Annotated in this window: 26 protein-coding genes; 25 read left to right on the top strand and 1 reads right to left on the bottom strand. The window is 53.5% G+C overall.

The genetic code is table 11. The features are described 5' to 3' along the window. The first annotated feature begins 18 nt into the window (after nucleotides 1–18). The 6 genes from xerD (at nucleotide 19) to KNP79_RS04520 (ending at nucleotide 5247) form a co-directional block, all read left to right on the top strand. The gene (xerD, locus tag KNP79_RS04495; RefSeq protein WP_114166052.1) at nucleotides 19–903 is read left to right on the top strand and encodes a site-specific tyrosine recombinase XerD; all 885 of its coding nucleotides are present in this window, start codon (nucleotides 19–21) and stop codon (nucleotides 901–903) included. A 23-nt stretch (nucleotides 904–926) separates the two neighbouring features. Then, nucleotides 927–2093 carry a phosphopentomutase gene (deoB, locus tag KNP79_RS04500; RefSeq protein ID WP_131471227.1) on the top strand — a complete coding sequence of 389 codons (1167 nt, stop codon included), beginning with the start codon at nucleotides 927–929 and terminating at the stop codon, nucleotides 2091–2093. A gap of 13 nt (nucleotides 2094–2106) precedes the next feature. Beyond that, entirely contained in the window at nucleotides 2107–2916 is an 810-nt protein-coding gene (locus tag KNP79_RS04505) for a purine-nucleoside phosphorylase (RefSeq protein ID WP_034777854.1), read from the top strand. A 28-nt stretch (nucleotides 2917–2944) separates the two neighbouring features. Next, nucleotides 2945–4246, top strand: coding sequence for a pyrimidine-nucleoside phosphorylase (locus KNP79_RS04510; RefSeq protein ID WP_131471226.1), 1302 nt, complete (start codon nucleotides 2945–2947; stop codon nucleotides 4244–4246). Nucleotides 4247–4360: 114 nt separating this feature from the next. After that, nucleotides 4361–4801, top strand: coding sequence for a peptidylprolyl isomerase (locus KNP79_RS04515; RefSeq protein ID WP_029334855.1), 441 nt, complete (start codon nucleotides 4361–4363; stop codon nucleotides 4799–4801). A gap of 89 nt (nucleotides 4802–4890) precedes the next feature. After that, on the top strand, nucleotides 4891–5247 hold the full coding sequence (locus KNP79_RS04520; RefSeq protein ID WP_034777852.1) for a GNAT family N-acetyltransferase: 357 nt from the start codon (nucleotides 4891–4893) through the stop codon (nucleotides 5245–5247). A gap of 12 nt (nucleotides 5248–5259) precedes the next feature. Here the strand turns inward: KNP79_RS04520 and KNP79_RS04525 are convergent, their stop codons facing one another. After that, nucleotides 5260–5730 (bottom strand): DUF309 domain-containing protein, encoded by a 471-nt coding sequence (locus KNP79_RS04525; RefSeq protein WP_029595323.1) that lies wholly within the window; start codon nucleotides 5728–5730, stop codon nucleotides 5260–5262. A 78-nt stretch (nucleotides 5731–5808) separates the two neighbouring features. Here KNP79_RS04525 and KNP79_RS04530 point away from each other — a divergent pair, with 78 nt between their 5' ends. The 19 genes from KNP79_RS04530 (at nucleotide 5809) to KNP79_RS04620 (ending at nucleotide 25152) form a co-directional block, all read left to right on the top strand. Further along, nucleotides 5809–6576 carry a segregation and condensation protein A gene (locus tag KNP79_RS04530; protein ID WP_029595324.1) on the top strand — a complete coding sequence of 256 codons (768 nt, stop codon included), beginning with the start codon at nucleotides 5809–5811 and terminating at the stop codon, nucleotides 6574–6576. Further along, a complete protein-coding gene (gene scpB / locus KNP79_RS04535; protein ID WP_029595325.1) occupies nucleotides 6554–7147 on the top strand; it encodes an SMC-Scp complex subunit ScpB in 594 nt (197 codons plus the stop codon). Before KNP79_RS04530 ends, scpB begins: the two co-directional genes overlap by 23 nt. Beyond that, on the top strand, nucleotides 7148–7906 hold the full coding sequence (locus KNP79_RS04540; RefSeq protein WP_029595326.1) for a pseudouridine synthase: 759 nt from the start codon (nucleotides 7148–7150) through the stop codon (nucleotides 7904–7906). Nucleotides 7907–8042: 136 nt separating this feature from the next. Continuing rightward, the gene (locus KNP79_RS04545; RefSeq protein ID WP_029595327.1) at nucleotides 8043–8624 is read left to right on the top strand and encodes a redoxin domain-containing protein; all 582 of its coding nucleotides are present in this window, start codon (nucleotides 8043–8045) and stop codon (nucleotides 8622–8624) included. A gap of 19 nt (nucleotides 8625–8643) precedes the next feature. Beyond that, nucleotides 8644–10191 carry a cytochrome c biogenesis protein ResB gene (gene resB, locus KNP79_RS04550; RefSeq protein ID WP_029595328.1) on the top strand — a complete coding sequence of 516 codons (1548 nt, stop codon included), beginning with the start codon at nucleotides 8644–8646 and terminating at the stop codon, nucleotides 10189–10191. Then, complete coding sequence (gene ccsB / locus KNP79_RS04555; RefSeq protein ID WP_029595329.1) at nucleotides 10191–11375, top strand: c-type cytochrome biogenesis protein CcsB; 1185 nt, start codon at nucleotides 10191–10193, stop codon at nucleotides 11373–11375. The genes resB and ccsB overlap by 1 nt, the downstream gene beginning before the upstream one ends. 158 nt (nucleotides 11376–11533) lie before the next feature. Then, a complete protein-coding gene (locus KNP79_RS04560; protein ID WP_214753188.1) occupies nucleotides 11534–12250 on the top strand; it encodes a response regulator transcription factor in 717 nt (238 codons plus the stop codon). Continuing rightward, nucleotides 12250–13953 (top strand): sensor histidine kinase, encoded by a 1704-nt coding sequence (locus KNP79_RS04565; protein WP_214753190.1) that lies wholly within the window; start codon nucleotides 12250–12252, stop codon nucleotides 13951–13953. Before KNP79_RS04560 ends, KNP79_RS04565 begins: the two co-directional genes overlap by 1 nt. Nucleotides 13954–14006: 53 nt before the next feature. Next, complete coding sequence (locus KNP79_RS04570) at nucleotides 14007–14558, top strand: cob(I)yrinic acid a,c-diamide adenosyltransferase (protein ID WP_034777834.1); 552 nt, start codon at nucleotides 14007–14009, stop codon at nucleotides 14556–14558. Nucleotides 14559–14566: 8 nt separating this feature from the next. Then, nucleotides 14567–15805 (top strand): EF-P 5-aminopentanol modification-associated protein YfmF, encoded by a 1239-nt coding sequence (yfmF, locus tag KNP79_RS04575; protein WP_138859321.1) that lies wholly within the window; start codon nucleotides 14567–14569, stop codon nucleotides 15803–15805. Then, entirely contained in the window at nucleotides 15802–17061 is a 1260-nt protein-coding gene (gene yfmH / locus KNP79_RS04580; RefSeq protein WP_214753192.1) for an EF-P 5-aminopentanol modification-associated protein YfmH, read from the top strand. The genes yfmF and yfmH overlap by 4 nt, the downstream gene beginning before the upstream one ends. Beyond that, nucleotides 17058–17753, top strand: coding sequence for an elongation factor P 5-aminopentanone reductase (gene ymfI, locus KNP79_RS04585; RefSeq protein ID WP_214753194.1), 696 nt, complete (start codon nucleotides 17058–17060; stop codon nucleotides 17751–17753). Before yfmH ends, ymfI begins: the two co-directional genes overlap by 4 nt. 97 nt (nucleotides 17754–17850) lie before the next feature. Continuing rightward, a complete protein-coding gene (locus tag KNP79_RS04590) occupies nucleotides 17851–18627 on the top strand; it encodes a YmfK family protein (protein ID WP_034777827.1) in 777 nt (258 codons plus the stop codon). Nucleotides 18628–18675: 48 nt separating this feature from the next. After that, nucleotides 18676–19527 carry a helix-turn-helix domain-containing protein gene (locus KNP79_RS04595; protein ID WP_233004332.1) on the top strand — a complete coding sequence of 284 codons (852 nt, stop codon included), beginning with the start codon at nucleotides 18676–18678 and terminating at the stop codon, nucleotides 19525–19527. A gap of 31 nt (nucleotides 19528–19558) precedes the next feature. After that, the gene (gene pgsA / locus KNP79_RS04600) at nucleotides 19559–20137 is read left to right on the top strand and encodes a CDP-diacylglycerol--glycerol-3-phosphate 3-phosphatidyltransferase (protein WP_021067614.1); all 579 of its coding nucleotides are present in this window, start codon (nucleotides 19559–19561) and stop codon (nucleotides 20135–20137) included. Nucleotides 20138–20206: 69 nt separating this feature from the next. Beyond that, on the top strand, nucleotides 20207–21433 hold the full coding sequence (locus tag KNP79_RS04605; protein WP_214753195.1) for a competence/damage-inducible protein A: 1227 nt from the start codon (nucleotides 20207–20209) through the stop codon (nucleotides 21431–21433). A 76-nt stretch (nucleotides 21434–21509) separates the two neighbouring features. Continuing rightward, entirely contained in the window at nucleotides 21510–22559 is a 1050-nt protein-coding gene (gene recA, locus KNP79_RS04610) for a recombinase RecA (protein WP_021067612.1), read from the top strand. Between the two features lie 187 nt (nucleotides 22560–22746). After that, nucleotides 22747–24309 carry a ribonuclease Y gene (rny, locus tag KNP79_RS04615; protein WP_029595337.1) on the top strand — a complete coding sequence of 521 codons (1563 nt, stop codon included), beginning with the start codon at nucleotides 22747–22749 and terminating at the stop codon, nucleotides 24307–24309. Between the two features lie 48 nt (nucleotides 24310–24357). Then, entirely contained in the window at nucleotides 24358–25152 is a 795-nt protein-coding gene (locus tag KNP79_RS04620) for a TIGR00282 family metallophosphoesterase (protein ID WP_034777819.1), read from the top strand. Nucleotides 25153–25168: the final 16 nt, after the last annotated feature.

Consider the following 25168-nt stretch of genomic DNA (forward strand, 5'->3'; position numbering starts at 1 on the left):
AGGAAGGAGGGGGATGTCATGCGTTCGCAAGTCGAGTTATTTTTGCAGTATATGACGGTTGAGAAACGAATGTCCACGAACACGAGACAAGCCTATGCGAGCGATTTGACCCAGTACTTATCGACACTTACCCAACTCGGGGTGACAGAATGGAATGAAGTCACGCGGGCACACATCGTCAAACATATGGAAGAGTTATCGCAAGCCGGTCGGGCTGCTTCATCACTCCGACGGGCCGTCAGTTCGATTCGGACGTTCCATCATCATTTGAAGATGACAGGTGGTGCAACGACTGACCCGGCACTTTATTTGGAGACGCCGAAAGCGGAACGGCATCTGCCAGACACGTGGTCTCAAGATGAAGTTGAACGGTTGCTCGACAGTGTGCCGACGTCAGACCCGCTCGCGCTCCGCGATCGGGCCATGCTCGAACTGCTCTACGGAACGGGCATGCGCGTCAGCGAACTTCTTGGGCTTGATTTGGATGATTTACAGTTCGAATTGGGGTATCTACAGTGTGAAGGCAAAGGCGAGAGCGCCCGGATCATCCCGGTGTCGTCTGTCGCCCAAGGTTTTGTCGAACGCTATATCCAACAGGCCCGTAACGGGCTCGGCGGTCGGGAGACCGAGGCGTTGTTCTTGAACGGGCGCGGCGGAAGGCTCAGCCGTCAAGGGTTCTGGAAGATGATCAAACGACGGGCCAAAGAGGCCGGCATCCAAAAAGAGATCACGCCACACGTGCTCCGTCATTCGTTCGCGACACACTTGCTCGAGAACGGGGCCGATCTTCGGGCCATCCAACAGATGCTTGGGCATGCCGATCTCTCCACGACTCAAATCTACACACATGTCAATAAGGCACGACTCCACGATGTCTATCGAAAACATCATCCGCGTGCGTAAAGACACTAAAGGAGGAACTTTTTGTGAAGAAATTTAAACGTATTTTCTTGGTCGTCATGGACTCGGTCGGGATTGGGGAAGCCCCAGATGCCGACCAGTTCGGAGACGTCGGTTCAGACACGCTCGGGCATATCGCTCGTGAACACGGTGGGTTGAACATGCCGAACATGGGCCGCCTCGGGCTGTCGAACATCAAGCCGATTGACGGCATCGAAGTGTCGACGACACCGAGCGCCTACGGACGCATGGAAGAAATCTCGGCCGGGAAAGACACGATGACTGGCCACTGGGAGATCATGGGCCTTCATATCGATACGCCTTTCCGCGTGTTCGAAGAATTCCCGGACGATTTGATCGACCGGCTCAAAGAGTTCAGCGGCCGTGACATCATCGGCAACAAGCCGGCATCAGGGACAGAGATCTTGGATGAGCTCGGCGAAGAGCATGTCAAAACAGGTGCCTTGATCGTCTATACATCAGCTGACTCGGTGCTCCAAATCGCGGCGCACGAAGAAGTCGTCCCGCTCGACGAGTTGTACCGCATCTGCGAATACGCCCGTGAAATCACGCGCGAAGACCCGTACATGCTCGGCCGCATCATCGCCCGACCGTTCCTCGGAACGCCTGGCGCGTGGGTCCGGACATCTAATCGTCACGACTATGCGCTCAAGCCGTTCGGCAAGACGGTCATGAACACGCTCGAGACGGCAGGGAAAGATGTGATCGCTCTTGGGAAAATCAGCGACATCTATGACGGCGAAGGTGTCACGAAAGCGATTCGGACAAAATCGAACATGGATGGCATGGACAAACTCGTCGAATCGCTCGATGAAGAGTTCGAAGGTCTCTGCTTCTTGAACCTCGTCGACTTCGATGCGCTCTTCGGTCACCGCCGTGACCCAGAAGGCTATGCGATCGCGCTTGAAGAGTATGACGCCCGTCTACCGGAAGTAATGGAGAAGTTGCGTGAAGACGACTTGCTCATCATTACGGCCGACCACGGGAACGACCCGACGGCACCGGGAACGGACCATACGCGTGAATATGTGCCGCTCATCGTCCATCATCACGGTTCGACAGCGGTCGACCTCGGCATCCGCGGAACGTTCGCCGATATCGGCGCCACAGTGGCCGATAACTTCGACGTCGATGCACCAGCACACGGAAAGAGTTTCTTAAACGAAATTTGAGGAGGCATTACTCATGGTAAATTGGAACGAAACAAAGGCATTTTTACAGGAACGCATGAACGGAACACCAGAAATCGGACTCATTCTCGGCTCAGGTCTCGGCGTCCTCGCGGATGAAATCGAGAACGCGGTGAAAATCCCTTATGAGGATATCCCGCACTTCCCGGTATCGACCGTCGAAGGCCACGCCGGCCAACTCGTCTTCGGGGACCTCGAAGGAAAACGCGTCGTCGCGATGCAAGGACGGTTCCACTTCTATGAAGGCTACTCAATGGAACAAGTGACGTTCCCGGTCCGCGTCCTCAAATTGATCGGTGTCGAAACGCTCATCGTCACGAATGCGGCTGGTGCTTGCAACGAGTCGTTCAACCCGGGGGACTTGATGATCATTACGGATCACATCAACTTCTTCGGTACGAGCCCACTCATCGGTAAGAACGCGAGCGACTTCGGAACACGTTTCCCGGACATGTCAGAAGCGTACGATAAGGAGCTCGTCACATTGACGGAAGGCGTCGCCACAAAACTTGGACTTTCTGTTCAAAAAGGCGTCTACTTCGGGAACACGGGTCCGACGTATGAGACACCGGCCGAAGTGAAGATGGCTCGCCTGCTCGGAGGCGACGTTGTCGGCATGTCGACGGTGCCTGAAGTCATCGTGGCCCGTCACTCAGATATGCGAGTGCTCGGCATCTCGTGCGTATCGAACATGGCAGCCGGGATTTTAGATCAACCGCTCAACCATGAAGAAGTCATCGAGACGACAGAACGCGTCCGCCAAGACTTCCTTTCACTCGTACGCGGCACGATTCAAAGCATGTAACCACTACCCAATTAGGAGGACGAAACTTATGCGCATGGTCGATTTGATTTTGAAAAAACGTAACGGTGGCGAATTGAACGAAGAGGAGATTCGCTTCATCATCGAAGGCTTCACGAACGAGACGATTCCTGATTATCAGATGTCGGCCCTTTCGATGGCGATTTACTTTAACGGCATGACAGAGAAAGAGACGGCGGCCTTGACGATGGAGATGGTCAAGTCTGGTGACGTCATCGATTTGTCGAACATTCAAGGTAAAAAAGTTGATAAACACTCGACTGGCGGCGTCGGTGACAAAATCAGCTTAATCGTCGCTCCGCTCGTCGCGTCAATCGGGATTCCGGTCGCGAAGATGAGCGGTCGCGGTCTCGGCCACACGGGCGGGACGATCGATAAGCTTGAATCGTTCCCTGGCTTCAACGTCGAGTTGACGGAAGAACAGTTCACGAAGCAAGTAAACGATATCAAGATGTCAATCATCGGTCAGACGGGCAACTTGACGCCTGCCGACAAACGTCTTTACGCACTCCGTGACGTGACGGCGACGGTCGATTCAATCCCGCTCATCGCGAGCTCGATCATGTCGAAGAAGATCGCGGCCGGTGCCGACAGCATCGTCCTTGACGTCAAGACGGGTTCAGGCGCGTTCATGAAGTCGTTCGACGACGCGAAAGCGCTCGCTGAAGAGATGGTCGCCATCGGTAAGAACGTCGGCCGTAAGACGGTCGCCGTCATCACGGATATGGACCAGCCGCTCGGTTTCGAAATCGGGAACGCCAATGAAGTGAAAGAAGCGATTGAAGTCCTCTCGGGCAAAGACGTGACCGACTTGAAGACGATTGCCCTCACGATTGCCGGCCATATGGCAGTACTCGGCGAGTTCTATCAGACGTTCGAGGAAGCGTACGCTGACCTTGAGAAACGGATGGCCGACGGTCATGCCCTCGAAGTGTTCCGTCAGTTCGTAGCGGCACAAGGTGGCGACGCGTCGCTCGTCGATGACTTGTCGAAACTTCCGCAAGCGAAGTATGAGACGACGTTCGTCGCGAAACAAGCAGGTTACGTCGAGTCGATTATCGCTGACGAAGTCGGTGTGGCAGCGATGCTCCTCGGCGCAGGTCGGGCGACAAAAGATGATCAGCTCGACTTCGCGGCCGGTATCACGCTCGAGAAGAAAGTCGGTGACAAGGTCGAGGCCGGTGACGTGATCGCCGTGCTCCGTTCGAACAAAGAAGACATGACATCTGCGCTCGAGCGGATGGACCACGCGTACACGATCGGTGCGACAGAGCCGACGGCGCGTCCACTCGTCCACGCTGTCATCCAGTAAGCGGCAAGTCAGAACGTCTGTTTCCACAAAATAGTGGAGACAGACGGTTTTTTTTGATAGAATGGGCAATGTGTGAGTGAGAATGACAATATGAACATAAAGGGGTAACTTTTCATGAAAAAAGGATCTATGAAATTAGAGAACGGCGAAATGATCGAATTCGACTTGTTCCACGATGCGGCACCGATCACGGTCGACAACTTCGAGGAGCTCGCGAACAGCGGCTTCTATAACGGTTTGACGTTCCACCGGGTCATCCCAGGTTTCGTCAGCCAAGGCGGCTGCCCAGACGGGACAGGCATGGGTGGTTCAGGCAAGACGATCCCATGTGAGACATCGACATCGTTCCCATACAAACATGAAGCGGGTTCGCTTTCAATGGCACACGCCGGACGCAACACGGGCTCGTCACAGTTCTTCATCGTCCATGAGCCACAACCACATCTCGACGGTGTCCACACGGTCTTCGGAAAAGTGACGTCTGGCCTTGAGCACGCGGTCAAACTTCGTCAAGGCACGAAGATGGCCGAAGTTAAAGTTTGGGACGAGAATTGATTTCTGCCTGAACGTTATGGCACAATGAGCCATGTCTCTCACGTGTTCACTTAGTGAAACATGAATGACTAAAGGTGGTGAAACCAGCAATGCTGGTGAAATACAAACAATCGTACGAAAAGACGGCGATGGGCTTGCTCGCGTTCTCATGTAGCGACAAATCTCCGCTCGCCTTGCTCGAACTCGTCCGGTCCTACGAAGAAGACCCTGCCAAATTCCTCTATCTGTGGAGAGTCGGGGAAGACTTCGTCGGGATCATCGGGATGGAGCAACAAGAGACGACGATGTTCATCCATCATATCGCGCTGTCTCCGTCGTTCCGCGGCGAGAAGCGTTCTTACGAATTGCTCGATGAGACCCGGAACTTATTGCCGCTCGACTTGACGCTTGTCGGTCAAGGCAAAACCGGTGACTTGCTCGATAAATGGAACCAAGTCGTCATTTAAAAAAAGCTAGGCTCAGCGCCTAGCTTTTTTACGTGCCTCAAGCGCCCGGAGCCGTTCGGTGACGACGGGTGTCCGGTCTCGATACATATGTTTATGGACGAGCTCGTCAAACGTCAAAGTGGTCGGTTCGAAGGCGGGCTTCAAACGCTCGATGCGTTGTCGTGTCGCTTCATTGAGCGGAAGCGCCTCCGGGAGCGGCCAACGCTCCAAGTCACGGGCAAACGTCGCGGTATCGATTCCGAGGGCTTCGAGTTCGGTCACGGCCAACGTGAGCTTCTGCTGTAACGCTGCGATACTCTTTTTTGCACCGGGCGTGTTACCGCGACGGGCATGGTAGTGGGCAACGGCGTATTGAATCAAGGCAGCGTAACCGAGATCCTCTCGCCCCCCGTCCTGCCATGCTTCTTCAAGCACTTCGTGGCACTCGAAATAATCGGCATGACATTCAAATAAGAGCGTATACTGGATAAAAGGCGTCGACATCAAATTTCTCCTTTCGTGGTCACGGTACTACAAAACATGTTATACTAAAGCGCAAAAATGTAAATGGCAGGTGTCTCTATGGAAGCGTACAACGTCAAAATCGATACGTTCGAAGGCCCGCTTGACCTGTTGCTCCACTTGATTGGAAAAATGGAGCTCGACATCGCAGACATCTCTGTCTCCGAGGTCACGGATCAGTATGTCGCCTATATCCGGACGATGCAAAAATTTGAACTCGATGTGGCCAGTGAATATTTGGTCATGGCGGCGACGTTGCTCCAATTGAAGAGCAAGCAACTGTTGCCACCGGTTCCAGTTGAAGAAGATGACATTCCCGACTTTGGGGAAGAACCGACCCGAGAAGGGTTGATTCGACAGTTGATTGAATATAAGGCGTATAAAGAAGCGGTCGTATTCATGCGCGAGCAAGAAGAGTCTCGCCTCGAACTGTATAGCCGTCCCGGTGAGGATTTGACGCGCTACATGTCCGACCTCGTCCAGCCGTATGACGGTCCACTCAACTTTGCGGACTTATTACACGCCTATTCGAAAATGGTCGAACGCAAGCGGTGGAAAGAGCGTCGCAAAAAGACGATCAAACGTGAAGAACGGACGCTTGAAGAACAGATGACACGGTTGCACGATCACGTCTCGGCAAAGCGGACAACATCGTTCTTCTCGTTTTTTGAGGAACGTCCCGATGTGTCGGACCTTGTCGTCACGTTCATGGCGCTACTCGAATTGATCAAGTTGCGCGTCGTTACGACCAAACAGGAAGAGCGAGACATTCAAATCTCGTTCGTCGAATCGTCAAAGGAAAGGGATGAAGCCGTTGCTGTCTTATGAAACGATTATTGAGAGTCTATTGTTCGTCGTCGGCGAAGAAGGAATGGAAGTGCGGGCCCTCGCGGACACGCTCGACATTTCGGAAGCCGCTGCACGCGAACAGTTGAGCAAACTAGAAGCATCGTTCAAAGATTCGGGTCGTCCGTTCCAACTGATTGAATCCGCGGGCGTGTATAAGCTCGTGACGATTCCTGAAGTGTCGGAGTACATTCAACGTTACGTCGGCACGATGGCCGAACAGGCGTTATCACGTGCCGCGATGGAGACGCTCGTCATCATCGCGTACAAGCAACCGGTCACCCGGGCCGATATCGAGGAAGTCCGGGGCGTCAAAGTCGAGCGTGTCATCCATACGCTGTTGTCTAAAGGATTGATTGAAGCGGCCGGCCGGGCCAAGACGATTGGCCGGGCCAAGTTATACCGGACGACCGAACATTTCCTGGACCATTTTGGATTCAATTCACTCGATGAATTGCCCCCATTAACGTTTGAAGACGAGCTCTCGGACGAAGGCGATTTGTTCTTCGGCCAGCCGTCTGCGATTACGCAAGATAGATTGGAGAATGAATAAATGGAACGTTTACAAAAAGTGATTGCCCAAGCAGGTGTCGCCTCACGGCGTAAAGCCGAAGAAATGATTTTAGATGGACGGGTGCGCGTCAACGGGAAAGTCGTGCGCGAACTCGGTACGAAAGTCGGTCCAAAGTCTGAAGTCGAGGTCGACGGTGTGAAAATCGAACAAGAAGAGCATGTTTATTATGTGCTCTATAAGCCGAGCGGTTACGTCTCGACGGTCGAAGATGATAAAGGACGGAAAGTCATCACCGATCTCGTACCACCTGGATCGCGTGTCTTCCCGGTCGGACGTCTCGACTATAACACGACGGGACTCATCATTTTAACGAATGACGGTGAGTTCTCGAACATGATGACCCATCCGAAGTTCAAGATCCCAAAACGTTATGTCGCGAAAGTGAAGAACATTCCTTCGTATATCGCGATTAAACAACTCGAGTCGGGTGTCGAACTCGATGACGGCTACAAGACGGGTAGCGCCCAAGTGAAGATGAAGACGGTCGACCATAAGAAAAACTCGGCCATCTTAGAAATCGTCATCTCGGAAGGCCATAACCGTCAAATCCGTCGCATGCTCGAAGCAGTCGGTTCAGAAGTCATCAAACTGAAACGCGAACAGTTCGGTTTCTTGACGCTCGACGGTCTCACGACGGGCGAATGGCGTGAACTGTCACGCAAGGAAGTATCGAAGCTACGTGAGCTTGCCAACCCGACCGTACCACCCGTACAACGGGGCAAGAAAAAGAAAAAATAACAACTAAAAAATCGTCCTGAGATAGGATGATTTTTTATTTTGTGGAGATTGTGTGACAAAAAGATGAAAAAAGTCTGTTAATGTGCGTTTTTGGTGTTTTTTCAGTACAATAACAACTAAAGGATGGTGTGAACTCATGACGAAAGAAACAAAGTCGGGTGATCGCATGAACCAGGCGATGGCCCATAAGAAAAAACGGTCATTTTGGCGGCTCATGATTATGACGATGGTCCTGTTCGCAGGAGCGGTCGTTATCATGCAATTGTTTGAACAAGCCGGCAACGACGGACGTATCGAGGCCGGTGACGATGCGCCGAACTTCAAGCTCGTCAGTCTTGACGGGACGACGATGGTCGAGCGTGACACATACGACGGTAAAGGGTTGCTCTTGAACTTCTGGGGCACATTCTGTGAACCGTGTGAGAAAGAGATGCCGGTCGTCCAGGATAACTATGCCGCACTCCAAGACATGGGCGTCGATTTTTGGGCGGTCAACGTCGGCGAGACACCGCTTCGGGTCGATAATTTCGTGAACGGCCTCGGCGTCAAGCTCGACTATCCGATTTTGATGGACACGCGCAGCGAAGTCGAGAAGGCGTACGGGATTTATAACTTGCCGGTCACGTTCGTCATCGATGCCGACGGCAAAGTGATTGAAAAGTACGAAGGTGAACTCACGAAAGAGAAACTGATGGAGTTGGCCGAGAAGTCATTGTAAGCGAACGGGGGGCGCACAAATGCTAGATATGAAATACGACGGCGCCGATTTACGATCGAAGCGTCGTCCACGGTCATGGATTGACCGGGTGTGGAGCTTTTTTGCATCGGTCAAGGTCGGTCTATGGCTCATCGGGCTTATCATCGTCGGGTCGGCGATCGGAACGATTTTCCCGCAAGAGATGTATATTCCGCAACAGTTGCCGGCGAACCAGTATTACACGGACGAGTACGGGACACCGGGTACGATTTACTACACGCTAGGATTCCACAACCTCTATACATCGTGGTGGTACATCACGTTGATCGTGATGCTGACGTTATCGCTCATCGTTGTATCGATTGATCGATTTTTCCCGCTGTATAAAGCGTTGAAATTTCAACCGGTCCGACGTACCGATCGCTTCATGCGCGGACAACGTTTGATTGGTGAGGGAAAAGGGACGGACGAGCAAATCGATGCGTTCGGAGAGGCTTTAAAAGCCAAGCGTTATCAAGTGAAGCGTGATGGGGATGCCTTACTCGCCGAGAAATATCGATTCGGTCGCTGGGGTCCATACGTCAATCACATTGGGCTCGTCATCTTCTTCATCGGGGCGATGCTTCGCGTTTTCCCGGCATTCCATACGGATACGCTCGAATGGGTGCGCGAAGGCGATACGGTTCCGCTCGAAGCGACGGATGATGAATATTATCTTCGCAACGATCAGTTCATCTTAGAGATGTATGATCCGGAAAATAACGCGGAAGATGCGAAATTTGCCAAGGCGATCGAGAAAGCGGGCGCAGTCCCGAAAAACTATGAGACGGAATTGACGCTGTTCAAGAAGACCGGGACGAACGAGGACGGATCGCCGCAACTCGAGGAAGTCGATACCGGTTCGACGAAAGTGAACCACCCGTTCAAGTTTGAAAAGTACGAAGTGTATCAAGAACAGTATTCGAGTCGCCTGGAATTCTTGTCGATGTCCTTTAACGTTGCCGATAAAGAGACAGGTGATGTGTATGGACCGTTCACGGTCGATTTGACGAACCCGGAGACGACGTATGACCTCGGAGACGTCACGGTCAAACTGAACGACCTGTATCCTGACTTTGAGGTCAAGGACGGCCAACCGAACACGAAATCGCCACGGGCACTCAACCCGGCCTTCTTCATGGCGATTGACACACCAGACGGCACGACGGAATCAAATTTGATTGGAATTCGTTTAAACGTGGCCGATGAAGATAATCGCTATGTGTTCCAGTTCGCTGGTACGGAGATGGCAAGTACGAGTGGTCTACGCGTCAAGAGTGACTCGACGTATCCGATTTTGATTGTCGGTGGAGTCATCTTCATGATTGGAATTGTCATGGGGATGTATTGGCCGCACCGTCGTATCTGGATTCGCCGACACAATGAGACGGACGTGCTCGTCGCTGGTTTCACCAACAAGAACCCGTCCTCGCTCAATCGCGAAATCACACCGCTCCTAGAGAAAAATGGCCTGCCGATCTGGGAAGATCAGGCACGGTTTGAAAAAAAGACGGACGACAACTCAACCAATGAAAGAGGGGAATCATAATGGAGTGGATTCAGTGGAGCAGTCGTTTGCTCTTTATCGCGTTCATCCTTTACGCTGTCGCGACCGTGTTATTCACGATCGCGGTCAGCGGGATGCGCAAAGGCCGAAACGTCAACCGTATCGCCTACGGCAAATATGCGTTCATTTTGGCCGTCATCGGCTTCATCGCTCAAATGACATATTTTATTTTACGTTGGGTCGGGGTCGGTTATGCACCGGTATCGAACCTGTACGAATACACGACGTTCTTCGGCATGATGATGGTGTTCGGGTTCCTCGTCGTGTACGGGATTTATAAAAATGACGTGCTTGGCTTGTTCGCCATGCCGGTGGCGCTTCTCGTCATCGCTTTCGCTTCGATGTTCTCGAGCGAAGTGGCACCGCTTATCCCGGCCTTGAACAGTGTCTGGTTGAAAATTCACGTCACGACGGCCGCGCTCGGCCAAGGAATTCTCGCCATCAGCTTCGCCTCAGGTCTCATTTTCTTATTGAATGAGACGTCGATGCGGGAACAGTCGAAGTCACGAACGTGGCTTGAGATTACGATGTTCGTCCTCATGTGCACGCTCGGCTTCATTCTCGTCTCGATGCTCTTCAAGGCGATCGGTGCCGGTGGCGTGGTCGAGTTCACGAACGACCGCGGGACACAAGAGTCGTATGAATACTTCATGCCGATGTTGTTCGTGCCGGAAGGGGCTCAGCTTCTCTCTGGTTCGGGCGGACTGTCACTTGAGTTACCGACGTTCATCAATACATTGAAGTTGAACACGCTCATTTGGTCGGTCATCGCCGGCGTCGTGATTTATGTACTGCTTCGTTTCGTCATCTTGCGAAAACGGATTGCCGAGGCGCTTCAACCGCTCGCGAAAAAAGTCGATCTCGATCTCGCCGACGAGATCAGTTACCGGTCGATCGCCATCGGCTTGCCGGTGTTCATCCTCGGTGGACTCATCTTCGCGATGATTTGGGCACAAATCGCCTGGAACCGTTTCTGGGGCTGGGACCCGAAAGAAGTGTGGGCGCTCATCACGATGCTCATCTATATCTACTATTTGCATATGCGCATCCAACGTGGTTGGACGGGAACAAAAGCCGCTTGGTTATGTGTCGGCGGCTTCGCCGTCATCATGTTCAACTTGGTGTTCGTCAACCTCGTCATCGCAGGTTTGCACTCATATGCGTAAAAAAAGAAGTCACTTCGGTGGCTTCTTTTTTTACGCCGCTGTCAACTGACCGTTGTGAAGCCAAATAATAGAGTGGTATAGTTATGAAAGAGAGCGAAATGTTCACAATTGTGCAACATTCGCTACATCTTGTAATGGTTCTTTAGGAGGTTTAGTGGATGGCTAATAAAACTAAAATTTTAGTGGTCGACGACGAGGAAAGAATTCGCCGCCTATTAAAAATGTATTTGGAACGGGAACAATATGTGATCGTCGAAGCGACGAACGGGGAAGAGGCGCTTCAGCTCGCCCTTGAGCACAATTTTGATGTCATCCTGCTTGATTTGATGATGCCGAAAATGGACGGGGTCGAAGTATGTACCGAGCTTCGGAAATCGAAGGCGACACCGGTCATCATGCTGACGGCGAAAGGCGAAGAAGTCGATCGTGTCCAAGGTTTCGAAGTCGGAGCGGACGATTATATCGTCAAACCGTTCAGTCCGCGTGAGGTCGTCTTGCGCGTCAAGGCACTCCTTCGCCGCTCGGGCTCGACGAAATATTTGCGTACGGCCGAAAAATCAAAAGACTTGATCGTCTTCGCGCATTTGACGATCGACAACGATGCGCACCGCGTCACGGTCGACGGAGAAGAAATCGCGCTCACGCCGAAAGAGTATGAGCTCTTGTTCTTCTTGGCCAAACAAGTCGACAAAGTGTTTTCACGAGAGCAGCTCTTGAAAGAAGTTTGGAACTATGAATTCTTTGGAGACCTTCGAACGGTCGACACACACGTGAAACGACTCCGGGAGAAGTTGAACCGTGTCTCTCCAGAAGCCGCGCAAATGATCACGACGGTATGGGGTGTCGGGTACAAGTTCGAAGTCATCAGTGAGTGATGATTCGCCGGAATAGCATCGTCACAAAACTATGGTTGACGATTCTCGTATTGGTCAGTCTCATCTTGTTCATCGTCTCTGTGTTGATGCTCGAGTTTTTCAACTCGTTCCATATCGACCAGGAACGCGGCCACTTGGCCAAGCTCGGCGGGCAGGTCCAGTCGGTGTTGCTTCAAGAAGGGGACGCGTCACGGACGGTCGACCAAATCATTGAAGTGTACGGTGCGAACTATATATTAGAGAACGGGACGGTCCGTTCGAACTTTGGAACGGAAGTCGACGGTCTCATGACGGAGCTCGGCCGTCAGGATTGGGAAACGTATCAGGCGGTCGGGGAGACGGCGATTGGAAACTTTTCGTCATTTGACGATCAGGCGGCACTCGCGTATCGGACGACATTCTCACTCGAGACAGGCGAATATACGCTCTATTTGATCGAACCGCTCGACGCGATCTCGAGTGCGAACGAAGGGGCTCGGACGATCATCTTTTGGACGGTCGCGTCGGCGATCATCGTCACGACCGTATTTGCCTTCTTTTTATCGACCCGGATCACGGCACCGCTCCGCGAGATGCGTGACGCGGTCAATAAGACGGGAGAAGGGCAATTCGACCTCCGTCTCGTCCAGAAGTCGAACGATGAGATCGGGGAGTTGGCCGGGTCGTTCAATGCGATGAGTAGCCAACTGTCGACATACGTGAATGCGCTCGATCGAGAACGGCTCCAACTCGCCTCGATTTTACGGTCGATGGCCGATGGGGTCATCACGCTCGATCGTCATGCGAACGTCATTGTCACGAACCCGCAAGCCCAACCGCTCCTCATCGACGAACAGCCGCATGAAGTCGTCCTGTCTCTCTATGAGGACGTCGTTGCCGGGGCACCGGAGAAGACGATCGAAGTGAAACAAGACGAACATTATTATACGTTGACGGTGACACCGCTTCTCGGCGAGGATGATTTTGAAGGCGCGGTCGTCGTCATCCGTGACACGACCGAGAGCCATCGTCTTGACAAGATGCGAACCGATTTTGTTGCCAACGTCAGCCACGAGCTACGGACACCGCTCGTGACGCTTCAAGGGTATTCCGAGGCGATTATCGACGGCATGACCGAAAGTGATGACGCGACGAAAGAGTTCGCTTCCATCATCTACGATGAATCGCTTCGATTGGCCCGTCTCGTCAACGATTTGCTCGACCTGGCACGAATCGAGTCAGGCAAAGAGACGATGCAGTTCACGACGTTCGACCTCGGTGAATTTCTTCCGCGCGTCATGCGCAAATTCAACCAAATGGCGAACGAAAAAGGCATCACGCTGTCAACGGAGGCCCCGCGTCATGCCATCGAGGCGGACGGGGACCGATTGGAACAAGTGTTCACGAACTTGATCGGCAATGCCATCGCCCATACCGAGTCGGGATCAATCCGGCTCGAGGCGAGTGAAGAGGAGGCCGGCTTCGTGATCCGTTTGTCGGATACGGGCAGCGGCATCCCGAAAGAAGATTTGCCGTTCGTGTTCGAACGGTTCTACAAAGCGGATAAAGCGCGGACGAGCGGCGGCAAGACGGGTACCGGCATCGGTCTCGCCATCGTCAAAAACGTCATCGATGCCCATCAAGGCACGGTCGACGTCTCGAGCACGCACGGGGAAGGGACAACGTTCACGATTCATCTTCCGTACACACAACCGCACGCATAACGACAATGGTGACTCCTATGGGTCACCATTTGTGGCATCAAGGAGGAAATGACATGAAACTGTACACACGAGGCGGGGACAAAGGGGAAACATCACTCATCGGCGGACGTGTCTTAAAGATTCATCCGCACATCCAGGCGATGGGGCTGTTAGATGAATTGAACAGTCAGATCGGTCTCGCGCTCGCCCATCAGACAGACGAGACGCTCCGGTCCCAGCTGACGAAGATTCAACATGATCTATTCGATCTCGGTTCCGAGCTCATGTATACTGAGACGCCGCCACAACAAGTCGATTTGACAATCGTCACCGAGCTCGAGACGTGGATTGACGAACTTGAACCGAAATGTCCGGAGCTCGTCCGCTTCATCTTGCCGGGTGGCAGTGTCGGTGCGGCGAGCCTGCACGTGGCACGTACCGTCTGTCGCCGTGTCGAACGAGAGCTCGTCAACGTCGACGCCGCCGCTCGTCAGCTCCCGTACTATAACCGGCTGAGCGACTATTTGTTCACCGCGGCCCGTTACGCCAATGTCGTGGCCGGAGTTCCCGATCAAGAATACGCCCGCGGTGCGGACGTGTTCAAAACGAAAAAGAAAAAGGAGTAGATCAACTTATGAAAGGAATCGAACAATTCCAACAACGACTGCATTATTCGGTCTACCCGACCCAAAAATTTAAAACGACGACATGCCTCGTCTCATTTGCGGCCCCACTGTCGGCTGAGACGATTGCCGACCGGGCTTTACTGCCGTATGTGATGGAGAAAGCGACAGAAGCCTATCCGTCGATCGAATTGTTTCATACGCCGCTCGAACAATTATATGACGCGAGCCTTTACGCCGGAGCGTCGAAAGTCGGCAAAGAACATGTCATCCAGTTCCAGCTCGAAGTCGTGAGCGATGCGCTCGTCGGCGAACCGGTGCTCAGTGAGGCGATCAAGCTGCTCGAAGAAGTACTCCTACGTCCGAACGCCTATGACGGGGCGTTCCAACCGCTCATCGTCGAACAGGAGGCCCGTCTCCAGCGTCAGCGCATCGAATCGGTATACGATGACAAGATGCGCTTCGCCCAGCAACGTCTTCAAGAACTGCTCGGCGGCGAACTCGCCATCCAGTCGCTCGGTACACTCGAACAGTTGGAGCACGTGACGCCTAAGACGCTCTTTGATGCCTATACCTCGATGATCCGTCACGATCGTGTCGACGTCTACGTCGTCGGCGACGTGAGTCGTGAGCAAGTGACTGCCGCGTTCGCGCCGCTCGAAGGGCTCGGGGAACGACTCGTCCGTGAGTATCCACAGCCGGTCGACCGTGAGTTTCAGCGTCTCGAGGAACATCAAACGATCAATCAGAGCAAATTGCACCTCGCCTATCAAGTCGACGTCGACCCGCGCAGTGAAGACGCTGTCCGGATGCAAGTCGTCAATGGACTGTTCGGCGGCTTCCCGCACTCGAAACTGTTCATGAACGTCCGGGAGAAAGAGAGTTTGGCCTACTATGCCGCCTCGCAGTACAGCTCACTCAGCCGGATGTTATTCGTCTATGCCGGGATCGATGCCTCGAACCAGGCGAAGACCGAGGCGATCATCGCCGACCAACTCGCCGACCTCCAGGCCGGGACGTTCGAGGACGAGACACTCGAACAGACGAAAGCGATGCTGTACCATCAACGTCGTCAACTCGGGGATAACCCGCGCCAATTGATCGCTTGGATGAGCGGCTCGGACATCCGTCCGTTCTCGCTCGAGGAAGAGATGGCCATCATCGAGCGGACCTCGCGGGATGATGTGGCCGCGCTCGCCAAGGGCCTGGATTTACAGGCTGTCTATTGTTTAAAGGGGGGAACTGTATGAAACTCGATTTTCCAAACGTCGGAGAAACGCTCCATCACACCGTCCTCGAGAACGGATTGACGGTCTATTTATTGAAGAAGACCGGTTATGAGAAGACGTATGCCACGTTCACGACGAAATATGGTTCGATCGACCGTCGCTTTAAAACGGAAGATTGGGTCGACGTGCCGGACGGGATCGCCCATTTCCTTGAGCATAAGATGTTCGAGAAAGAAGACGGCGACGTGTTCCAACAGTTCGGACGCCTCGGCGCGTCGGCGAACGCGTTCACGTCGTTCACCCGGACGGCATACTTGTTCGGTGCGACGTCGAACGTCAGTGAGAACTTGAAGACGTTGATCGACTTTGTCCAAGCGCCGTACTTCACGGAGGCCTCGGTCGAGAAAGAGAAAGGGATCATCGGCCAAGAGATTCAAATGTATCAGGACAATCCGGGCTGGCGCCTCTACTTCGGTTTGATTGAGGCGATGTATGCCGAACATCCGGTCAAAATCGATATCGCCGGCACGATCGAATCGATTAGCGCCATCACGGCCGACGATTTATATCGCTGTCACGAGGCGTTTTACCATCCGAGCAATATGGTGCTGTTCGTCGTCGGCAATATCGACCCTGACGCTGTCCTTGCCGAGATTACCGCCAATCAGGCGGCGAAGACGTTTGATGCGCCGCTATTGACGGCGCGTGAGGTGGTCGAGGAGCCCGAGACGGTCCATATGACGGAACGGGTCATCGAGATGGACGTCTCGGTCCCGAAAGTGATGATCGGCTATAAAGATACGCCACGCCCCGGCAAAGAGGGCATGAAGCAAGAGCTCATCGTCGAGCTCCTCATGCACGCCTTGTTCGACACGACGGCACCGCTCTATGCGGAACTGTACGCCGAAGGATTGATTGATGACGCGTTCTCGTTCGACTATACGTCAGAAGAGACGTTCGCCTTCGCCGTCCTGTCAATGGAGACGCCACACGTCGAGACGTTCGTCGACCGGATCACGTCCGCTCTCGAGCGTCCGCTCGAACTCGGCGGCGAGACACTCGATCGCAAGAAGCGCATGATGAAAGGACAGTTTTTGAAGGCGCTCAACTCACCAGAGTTTATCGCCAACCAGTTCTCACGCTACGCACTCAGCGGCGGCAACATGTTCGACATCCCGGACTTGCTCGATGCGATTACGCTTGACGACCTGTATGCGGCGTACGACCGTCTGTTCCAAGCCGATCATCGGACGGTCTGTGTCGTCAAGAAACCGTGACGACGCTCATCACGGGAGCGAGCGGAGCGATTGGCCGTGCCGTCGCGCTAGCGTTTCGAGACGATGCACTCATTTTGCAGGCGCATTCGCAAACGGAGTCGCTTCGTGCGTTCGTTTCACACGAACAGTTGACGGCCGACGTCGTCACGTGTGACCTCGACGATGAAGCCGGACTCGAAGCTTGGCTCGAGACGCTCGGACCGGTCGACCGCCTCATCCATGTCGCCGGTAATCATGCCTACGGTCTGCTCGTCGATCAGTCACTCTTCGAGCTCGACCGGCTGTATCGCATACATGTCCGCTCGATGGTCCGTCTCGTCCAGCACGTTGTCGGGCTGAAACCGTATGACCGCCCGCTCGACATCGTCGTCGTCTCGAGTGTCTGGGGCGAGGTCGGTGCGGCCGGAGAAGTCCTCTATTCAACGGTCAAGGCCGCCCAGCTTGGATTCGTCAAGGCGTTCGCGCGTGAGGCCGGACCGTTTCACGTCCGCATCAACGCGGTCACGCCGGGGTGGATTGACACCCCGATGAATGATACGGTAGAAGAGACGAAACAAGACGTTCGGGATGAGATTCCGCTCGGCCGGTTAGGAGGCCCAGGGGAAGTAGCGGAGACAATACGCTTCCTCTGCTCTCCGGCAGCCGCATACATGACCGGCACCGTGCTTCGGATCGACGGCGGTTGGGTGTGAAACTTTGTTGGCTCGGTTGAAACGAGTTCTTTTCAATTCTTCTAAAATAATTTAGAATGAACAAGGTAGCGAGCACACATCAGAAAGGGTGGACGAGATGGATCATAAGTTCGAAGAATGGTATCTCGAATATGAACTTTGCCAAAATCGACCCGGTATCCTCGGGGATATCGCCTCACTGATGGGGATGCTTCAAATCTCAATCGTGACGATCAACGGCGTCGATCTACAGCGCCGCGGCATGCTGTTAAAGGCACCGGCGGCCGATCACGTCCATCGTTTGGAACATATTTTGCGCAAGATGGAAGCCATCGTCGTCATCAAGCTCCGGCGCCCGAAACTCCGGGACCGGATCGCAATTCGACACGGACGTTACATCGAGCACGATAACGATGACAAGAAGACGTTTCGTTTCGTGCGTGAGGACCTGGGTGTCCTCGTCGATTTCGTCGCCGAACTGATGAAAGAAGAGCGGCATTTGTTGATCGGCGTGCGCGGCAACCCGCGTGTCGGAAAGACCGAGTCGATTGTGGCAGCGAGCGTCTGTGCGAACAAGCGCTGGCTATTCCTGTCCTCGACGCTCATGAAGCAGACGGTGCGGACTTCGCTGTTCGAGGAAGAACGCGAAGGAGACCACGTCTACATCATCGACGGTGCCGTCTCGACGCGGACGATGGATGAACGCCATCGGCAATTGATTCGCGAAGTCATGCGACTTCCGTCTGTCAAAGTCATCGAGCACCCAGATCTTTATGTGCGCAACACCGACTGTGTGTTCGAGGATTTTGATTACATCATCGAACTACGGAACTCACAAGATGAGGAGATCATTATTCCTCAAGAGACACATCGTGAGGCAGAATGGTTTGAATAACTACTTGAATGGAAGGTGTGGACCCCTGTGACAGAACTAGGGACTTTTTTGAAACAAAGGCGTGAGGCGAGCGGTTTGACGCTCGACCAAATCCAGCAGACGACGAAGATTCAAAAACGCTATATCATCGCGATCGAGGAAGGTGATTACAAAAATCTCCCTGGCTCGTTCTATGCACGGGCGTTCATCAAAACGTACGCGGAATCGTTAGGGCTTGATGTCGATGAACTGTACGAGACGTATGCGAAAGACTTGCCGAAAATCGAGCCGCAGCCGACCGTTCAATTGTCGCGAAAACAAACCTACTCGAAAGCCTCGGAAACGTCGAGCCGTGTGTCGCGTTGGGTACCGAAAGTCATGCTCGTGCTCGTCGCCTTCCTCTTGATGACGGCCGTCTATTACGTCGTCCGAAACCTTGATTTTGGTGATCAAAACGCGTCACCGGCCGAGCCGTCGAACTCGGGTGTGACGATTGACCAAAATAAGGATGTCCCGAAAGAGGAACCGGTTGAAGAAGAACCGGTCGAGGAAGAGCCGGTCGAAGAAGAGCCTGCTGAAGAGACGGGGCCGATTGCGGTCGCGTCGACGAGCGGAGCTGATCTCACGTACGAGATTGCGACAGCCGATAAGTTGACGACGGAGATCCATGTGAAAGAATCGCCGGCGACGTATGTCGGCGTCCGAGACACATCACTCGAAGGACCGTTCCTCGCGCCGGAATATCCGAACCAATCGAAACAAAACCCGATTGTCATCGAGGACGCGGAGACGGATACGCTTCGCATCCGAATCGGCTTGATCGGTGGGGTCGAGAAAATTGTTGTCAATGGCCGGGAGCTTGAATTAGCCGACTCGCCGGTCACACAAAATATATTTGTAAAGAGAGTCGACGCAGAATAAGTTGACTCTCCTTCTAGAGGAGGAGTTCTCGATGAACCTACCTAACCGTTTGACGATGTTACGGGTGTTGCTCATCCCCGTGTTCGTCGTCTTACTCGCCGTAGATTTTGATTGGGGAGACATCGCTTTCCTCGGGGCGGACGTACCGCTCCATCAATTCATCGCCGCGGTCATCTTTACGATTGCCGCTATCACTGACTGGTTGGACGGACATCTCGCCCGCAAGCACAACTTGGTCACCAACTTCGGGAAGTTCATGGATCCGCTCGCTGACAAACTACTCGTCACGGCGGCACTCGTCCTGCTCGTCGAGATGGACCTCGTCGCGGCTTGGGTCGTCGTCGTCATCCTATCGCGTGAATTCGCGGTGACGGGGCTGCGTCTCGTGGCTGCCGATGAAGGCATCGTCGTCGCGGCCGGAAAGTCGGGCAAAGCGAAGACATGGGTCCAACTCTTTGCCATCATCTTCCTGTTGTTCGGCAACCCGATTTTCAGCTATGTCGGCATCCCGTTCGGTGAATGGGCCATGTGGCTCGCGCTCGTCTTGACGATTTACTCAGGGGCCGAATATTTTGCACAAAATTACAAGATCATTGTAAAGTCGATGTAACCGTCGGCACAGACGAGTTGTTCAGCTTGGCCGAACAGCTCGTTTTTTTATTTGGGGGGAGGAATTCGGATGAAACGGACCGAAATCATTGCGGTAGGCTCTGAACTGCTCTTAGGGGAAATTACCAACACGAACGCCCGTTACTTGTCAGAACAGCTGTCGAAATACGGACTGTCCGTCCTGTATCATGTAGTCGTCGGGGATAACCGGGAGCGCCTGAAAGCAACGCTCGAAGAAGCGAAAGCCCGGAGCGAACTCGTTATCGTCACTGGCGGACTTGGCCCGACGGCCGATGATATCACGAAGACGATGCTTGCCGACGTGCTCGACCGTCCACTCGTCCGCGACGAGGCCTCGCTCGAGACGATTCGTCGTTTTGTCGCCTCGCGCGGACGGACGATGAATGAAGGAGACGCTCGTCAGGCCGACGTCTTATCCGGGTCCGAAGTACTTGACAACCCGGTCGGTCTTGCGCCCGGCATGTGGATTGAAGGGGAGACGACATGGCTCTTACTGCCTGGCGTACCGTGGGAAATGAAAGCGATTGTCGAGTCTACGTTCCCGAACAAGTTCACGGGTGCGACGATTCATTCCGAGTCGCTTCGGTTTTATGAAATCGGCGAGTCCGCGTTAGATGAGGCGGTCGTCGATTTAACGACCAGTGCCAATCCGACGGTCGCCCCATATGCCGAGTCGGGCGAGTCACGGCTTCGAATCAGTGCTCGGGCCGAAACGGAATCCGAGGCGCGGCAAATGGTCGACCGGGTCAAACGGGACATTTTAAATCGGGTCGGCCGGTATTACTTTGGTTCCGATGAGGAGACGCTCGCTACCCATTTGATTCGAGAGTTGCAAGCGCGCAATGCCACACTGTCGATTGCCGAGTCGCTCACCGGCGGTCAGGCCCAAGCAATGCTCACGGCCGTGCCGGGGGCATCCTCGGTGTTCAAAGGTGGAGTCGTCACGTATTCGGACGAGCTAAAAAATAGGTTTTTAGGGGTGTCCCTTGATACAATTGAGTCACACTCGGTCGTCTCAACAGAAGTCGCCTTTGAAATGATCCTCGGTTTGATTCGTCAGACCGAGACGGATTATGGACTGGCGTTCACTGGAGAAGCCGGACCCATGTCAAGTTCGGGTCAACCGGTCGGCAAAGTATTTATCGGTATCCGGTCACCGGCCGGGATTGACGTGATTGAACGCAACTATCCACATCAAGAGCGGCACGTCATTCAAGCCCGAGCGACAAAAGACGGAATATGGGCGCTCCTTCAACAAATGAAAAAAGGCGAATAAACGTTCGCAAAAAACTTGTGTATCGTTCTCGGTTCGCTTATAATGAAAGTATCAATCAAAGGAGGCTCATTAATCTATGAGTGATCGTAAACAAGCGTTAGAAATGGCATTACGCCAAATTGAGAAACAATTCGGTAAAGGCTCAATCATGCGCCTTGGTGAAAATACAGATCAGCAAGTTTCCGTTACCCCATCAGGCTCAATCGCCCTTGACATCGCTCTCGGTGCCGGTGGCTACCCACGTGGTCGTGTCATCGAAGTGTACGGACCTGAATCGTCAGGTAAGACGACGGTGGCGCTTCATGCCATCGCTGAAGTTCAAAAGCGCGGCGGGCAAGCAGCCTTCGTCGACGCCGAGCACGCGCTCGACCCGAAATACGCCCAAAACCTTGGCGTCAACATCGATGAGTTGCTCTTGTCTCAACCGGATACAGGGGAACAAGCCCTTGAGATCGCGGAAGCCCTCGTCCGCTCTGGTGCGGTCGATATCCTCGTCGTCGACTCGGTTGCGGCACTCGTTCCGAAAGCCGAGATTGAAGGGGAGATGGGAGACTCACACGTCGGTCTTCAAGCCCGCCTCATGAGCCAAGCGCTCCGTAAATTGTCAGGTGCGACGAACAAATCGAAGACGATCGTCATCTTCATCAACCAAATCCGTGAGAAAATCGGAATCATGTTCGGTAACCCGGAAACGACACCTGGTGGTCGTGCCCTCAAGTTCTACTCGTCGGTCCGTCTCGAAGTCCGTCGTGCTGAAACGCTCAAACAAGGCCAAGACATGGTCGGGAACCGGACGAAAATCAAAGTCGTCAAAAACAAGATTGCGCCTCCGTTCAAGACGGCGGAAGTCGATATCATGTACGGCGAAGGCATCTCGCGTGAAGGCGAGCTCATCGACATCGGGGCCGACCTCGATATCGTTCAAAAGAGCGGCGCGTGGTACTCGTACAACGAAGAGCGTCTCGGTCAAGGCCGTGAGAACGCGAAGCAGTATATGAAAGAGAACCCGTCGGTGGCCGCATCGGTCGAAGAACGAATCCGCGACCACTACGGTCTCAACGGTGAAAAGACGGTCACAGTCGAAGCTGACAACGATGACGTCCTCTCGCTTCTAGACGAAGAATAAGCAACGTTTCTCGCCTGACACGGTTCAGGCGAGATTTTTTTAGTATAATTTTTTTGATGAATTGGTAGTTCTATCCTGTCCGTGCATTGCATTCTAACAGGTAAATAAGTACAATAAAGCTATACGCGGGCTCGCTCGCGTTTTCATTCATGAAAAAATAAAATAACCTTGCGAAAGGGAGGTGAACATGATGGAATGGCTATTAGAGCTTATTCTGATCCTCCTTTTGCCGATAGCTTTTGTTGCAGGTTTTTTTGTGCGTAAATCGATCGCCGAAGCGAAGATTCAAGGTGCCGAGACGGAAGCGACCAAGATTGTGGAGCAAGCGCGCCAACAATCGGAAGCGATGCAAAAAGAAGCACGGCTTGAAGTAAAAGAAGAGATGATTCAACTTCGCAATGAAACCGAACAAGAATTGCGCGAACGACGTGAAGAGCAGAAAGTGAAAGAAAATCGTTTCGTCCAAAAGGAAGAGCTTCTCGACCGGAAAGCAGACATGCTTGAACGGAAAGAAGACGCCTTGGATGAACGTGAGGCTGCACTCGCGAAACGGAAGCGTGAAGCGGAAACGCTCGAGAGCAAAGTGGAGGAATTATATGAGGAGGCACGCCAAGAACTAGTACGCGTGGCAGCCTTGTCGAAAGAAGAAGCACGGACCATCATCATGGACGAAGCGAAGCAGGAAGCGCTTCACGATGCTGCTCTCCTTCAAAAAGAAATCGAGCAAAAAGCAAAATTAGAAGCTGATAAAAAAGCGAAACACCTCTTGTCTCTCACGATGCAACGTTACGCGGCCGAACACGTCGCCGAGACGACCGTATCAGTCGTCAACTTGCCGAGTGATGAGATGAAAGGACGCATCATCGGACGTGAAGGACGTAACATCCGCACGCTCGAGACGCTCACCGGCATCGACCTCATCATCGATGACACGCCGGAAGCGGTCATCCTGTCTGGATTCGACCCGGTCCGTCGTGAAATCGCCAAGATGACGCTCGAGAAACTCGTTCAAGACGGTCGGATTCACCCGGCCCGCATCGAAGAGATGGTCGAGAAGTCGCGTCGAGAAGTCGATGAGCGCATCCGTGAATACGGAGAAGAAGCGACATTCTCAGCCGGCATCCACGGTGTCCACCCGGACCTCGTCAAGACGCTCGGTCGAATGCGTTACCGGACGAGTTACGGTCAAAACGTGCTCGCTCACTCGGTCGAAGTGGCCCATCTCGCCGGCATGATGGCCGCCGAGCTCGGGGAAGACGTCACGCTCGCCAAACGAGCGGGTCTCCTCCACGATATCGGGAAAGCCATCGACCATGAAGTCGAAGGCAGCCACGTCGAGATCGGTGTCGAGCTCGCCACGAAGTACAAAGAGCATCCGGTCGTCATCAACTCGATCGCCTCGCACCACGGGGACGTCGAAGCGACCTCGACGATCGCGGTTCTCGTCGCAGCGGCTGACGCCTTGTCAGCGGCGCGTCCAGGAGCCCGTCAAGAGACGCTCGAAAGCTATATCCGACGCCTTGAGCGCCTCGAAGCGATTTGTGAGTCGTTCGAAGGAGTCGAGAAATCATATGCCATCCAAGCGGGACGTGAAGTCCGGATCATCGTCCGCCCAGACGTCGTCGACGACGTCGTGGCGAACAAGATGGCCCGCGACATCTGTAAACGGATCGAAGATGAGCTTGATTATCCAGGCCAAATCAAAGTGACGGTCATTCGCGAAACGCGTGCCGTCGATTATGCGAAGTAACAAGAGCGGAGACATTCTCCGCTTTTTCTATTGGAGGAGGACAAAACTATGAAAATTTTATTTATCGGCGACGTGGTCGGAAAACCGGGTCGCGACATCCTGAGTGCCCAAATCGGACGCTTGAAGAGCAAGTATAGCCCGACGTTCATGCTCGTCAACGGTGAAAACGCAGCCAACGGACGCGGTATCACAAAAAAAATCTACCAACAGTTCCTTGAGCTTGGGTTCCATGGCGTGACGATGGGGAATCATACTTGGGACAACCGTGACATCTTCGACTGGATCGATGATGCCGACCGTATCGTCCGTCCGGCCAACTATCCGGAAGGCACACCTGGTGTCGGCATGATGGTGTTGAAACAAGGTGGGAAGAAGCTCGCCGTCATCAATGCGATGGGGACGGTGTTCCTGCCATCGCTCGACTGTCCGTTCCGCACGGTCGATGCCCTCGTCGAAGAAATCCGTGGTGAGGTCGATGCCATCTTCGTCGATATGCACGCTGAAGCGACGAGTGAGAAGATTGCGATGGGCTATCATCTCGATGGACGCGTTCAAGCCGTCGTCGGGACCCATACGCACGTCCAGACCGCTGACAACCGCGTATTGAACAACGGCACGGCATACATCACCGACGTCGGGATGACGGGACCGCTCGATGGGGTGCTCGGCATGGATGCCGAGGTCGTCTTGAGAAAATTCATGACACAACTCCCGGTCCGGTTTGAAGTTGCCGAGGGACGGGAACAACTTAATGGAGTTTTAATCACTATCGATGACCAATCGAAACGAGCCACAAAAATCGAACGCATACACCTAGATGATCAGACCGTTTGGTTTGATTGAACAACCTACCCGAGGG

The sequence above is a fragment of the Exiguobacterium sp. s7 genome (assembly GCF_018618195.1).
In the GTDB taxonomy this organism is placed as follows: Bacteria; Bacillota; Bacilli; order Exiguobacteriales; family Exiguobacteriaceae; genus Exiguobacterium; species Exiguobacterium mexicanum_A.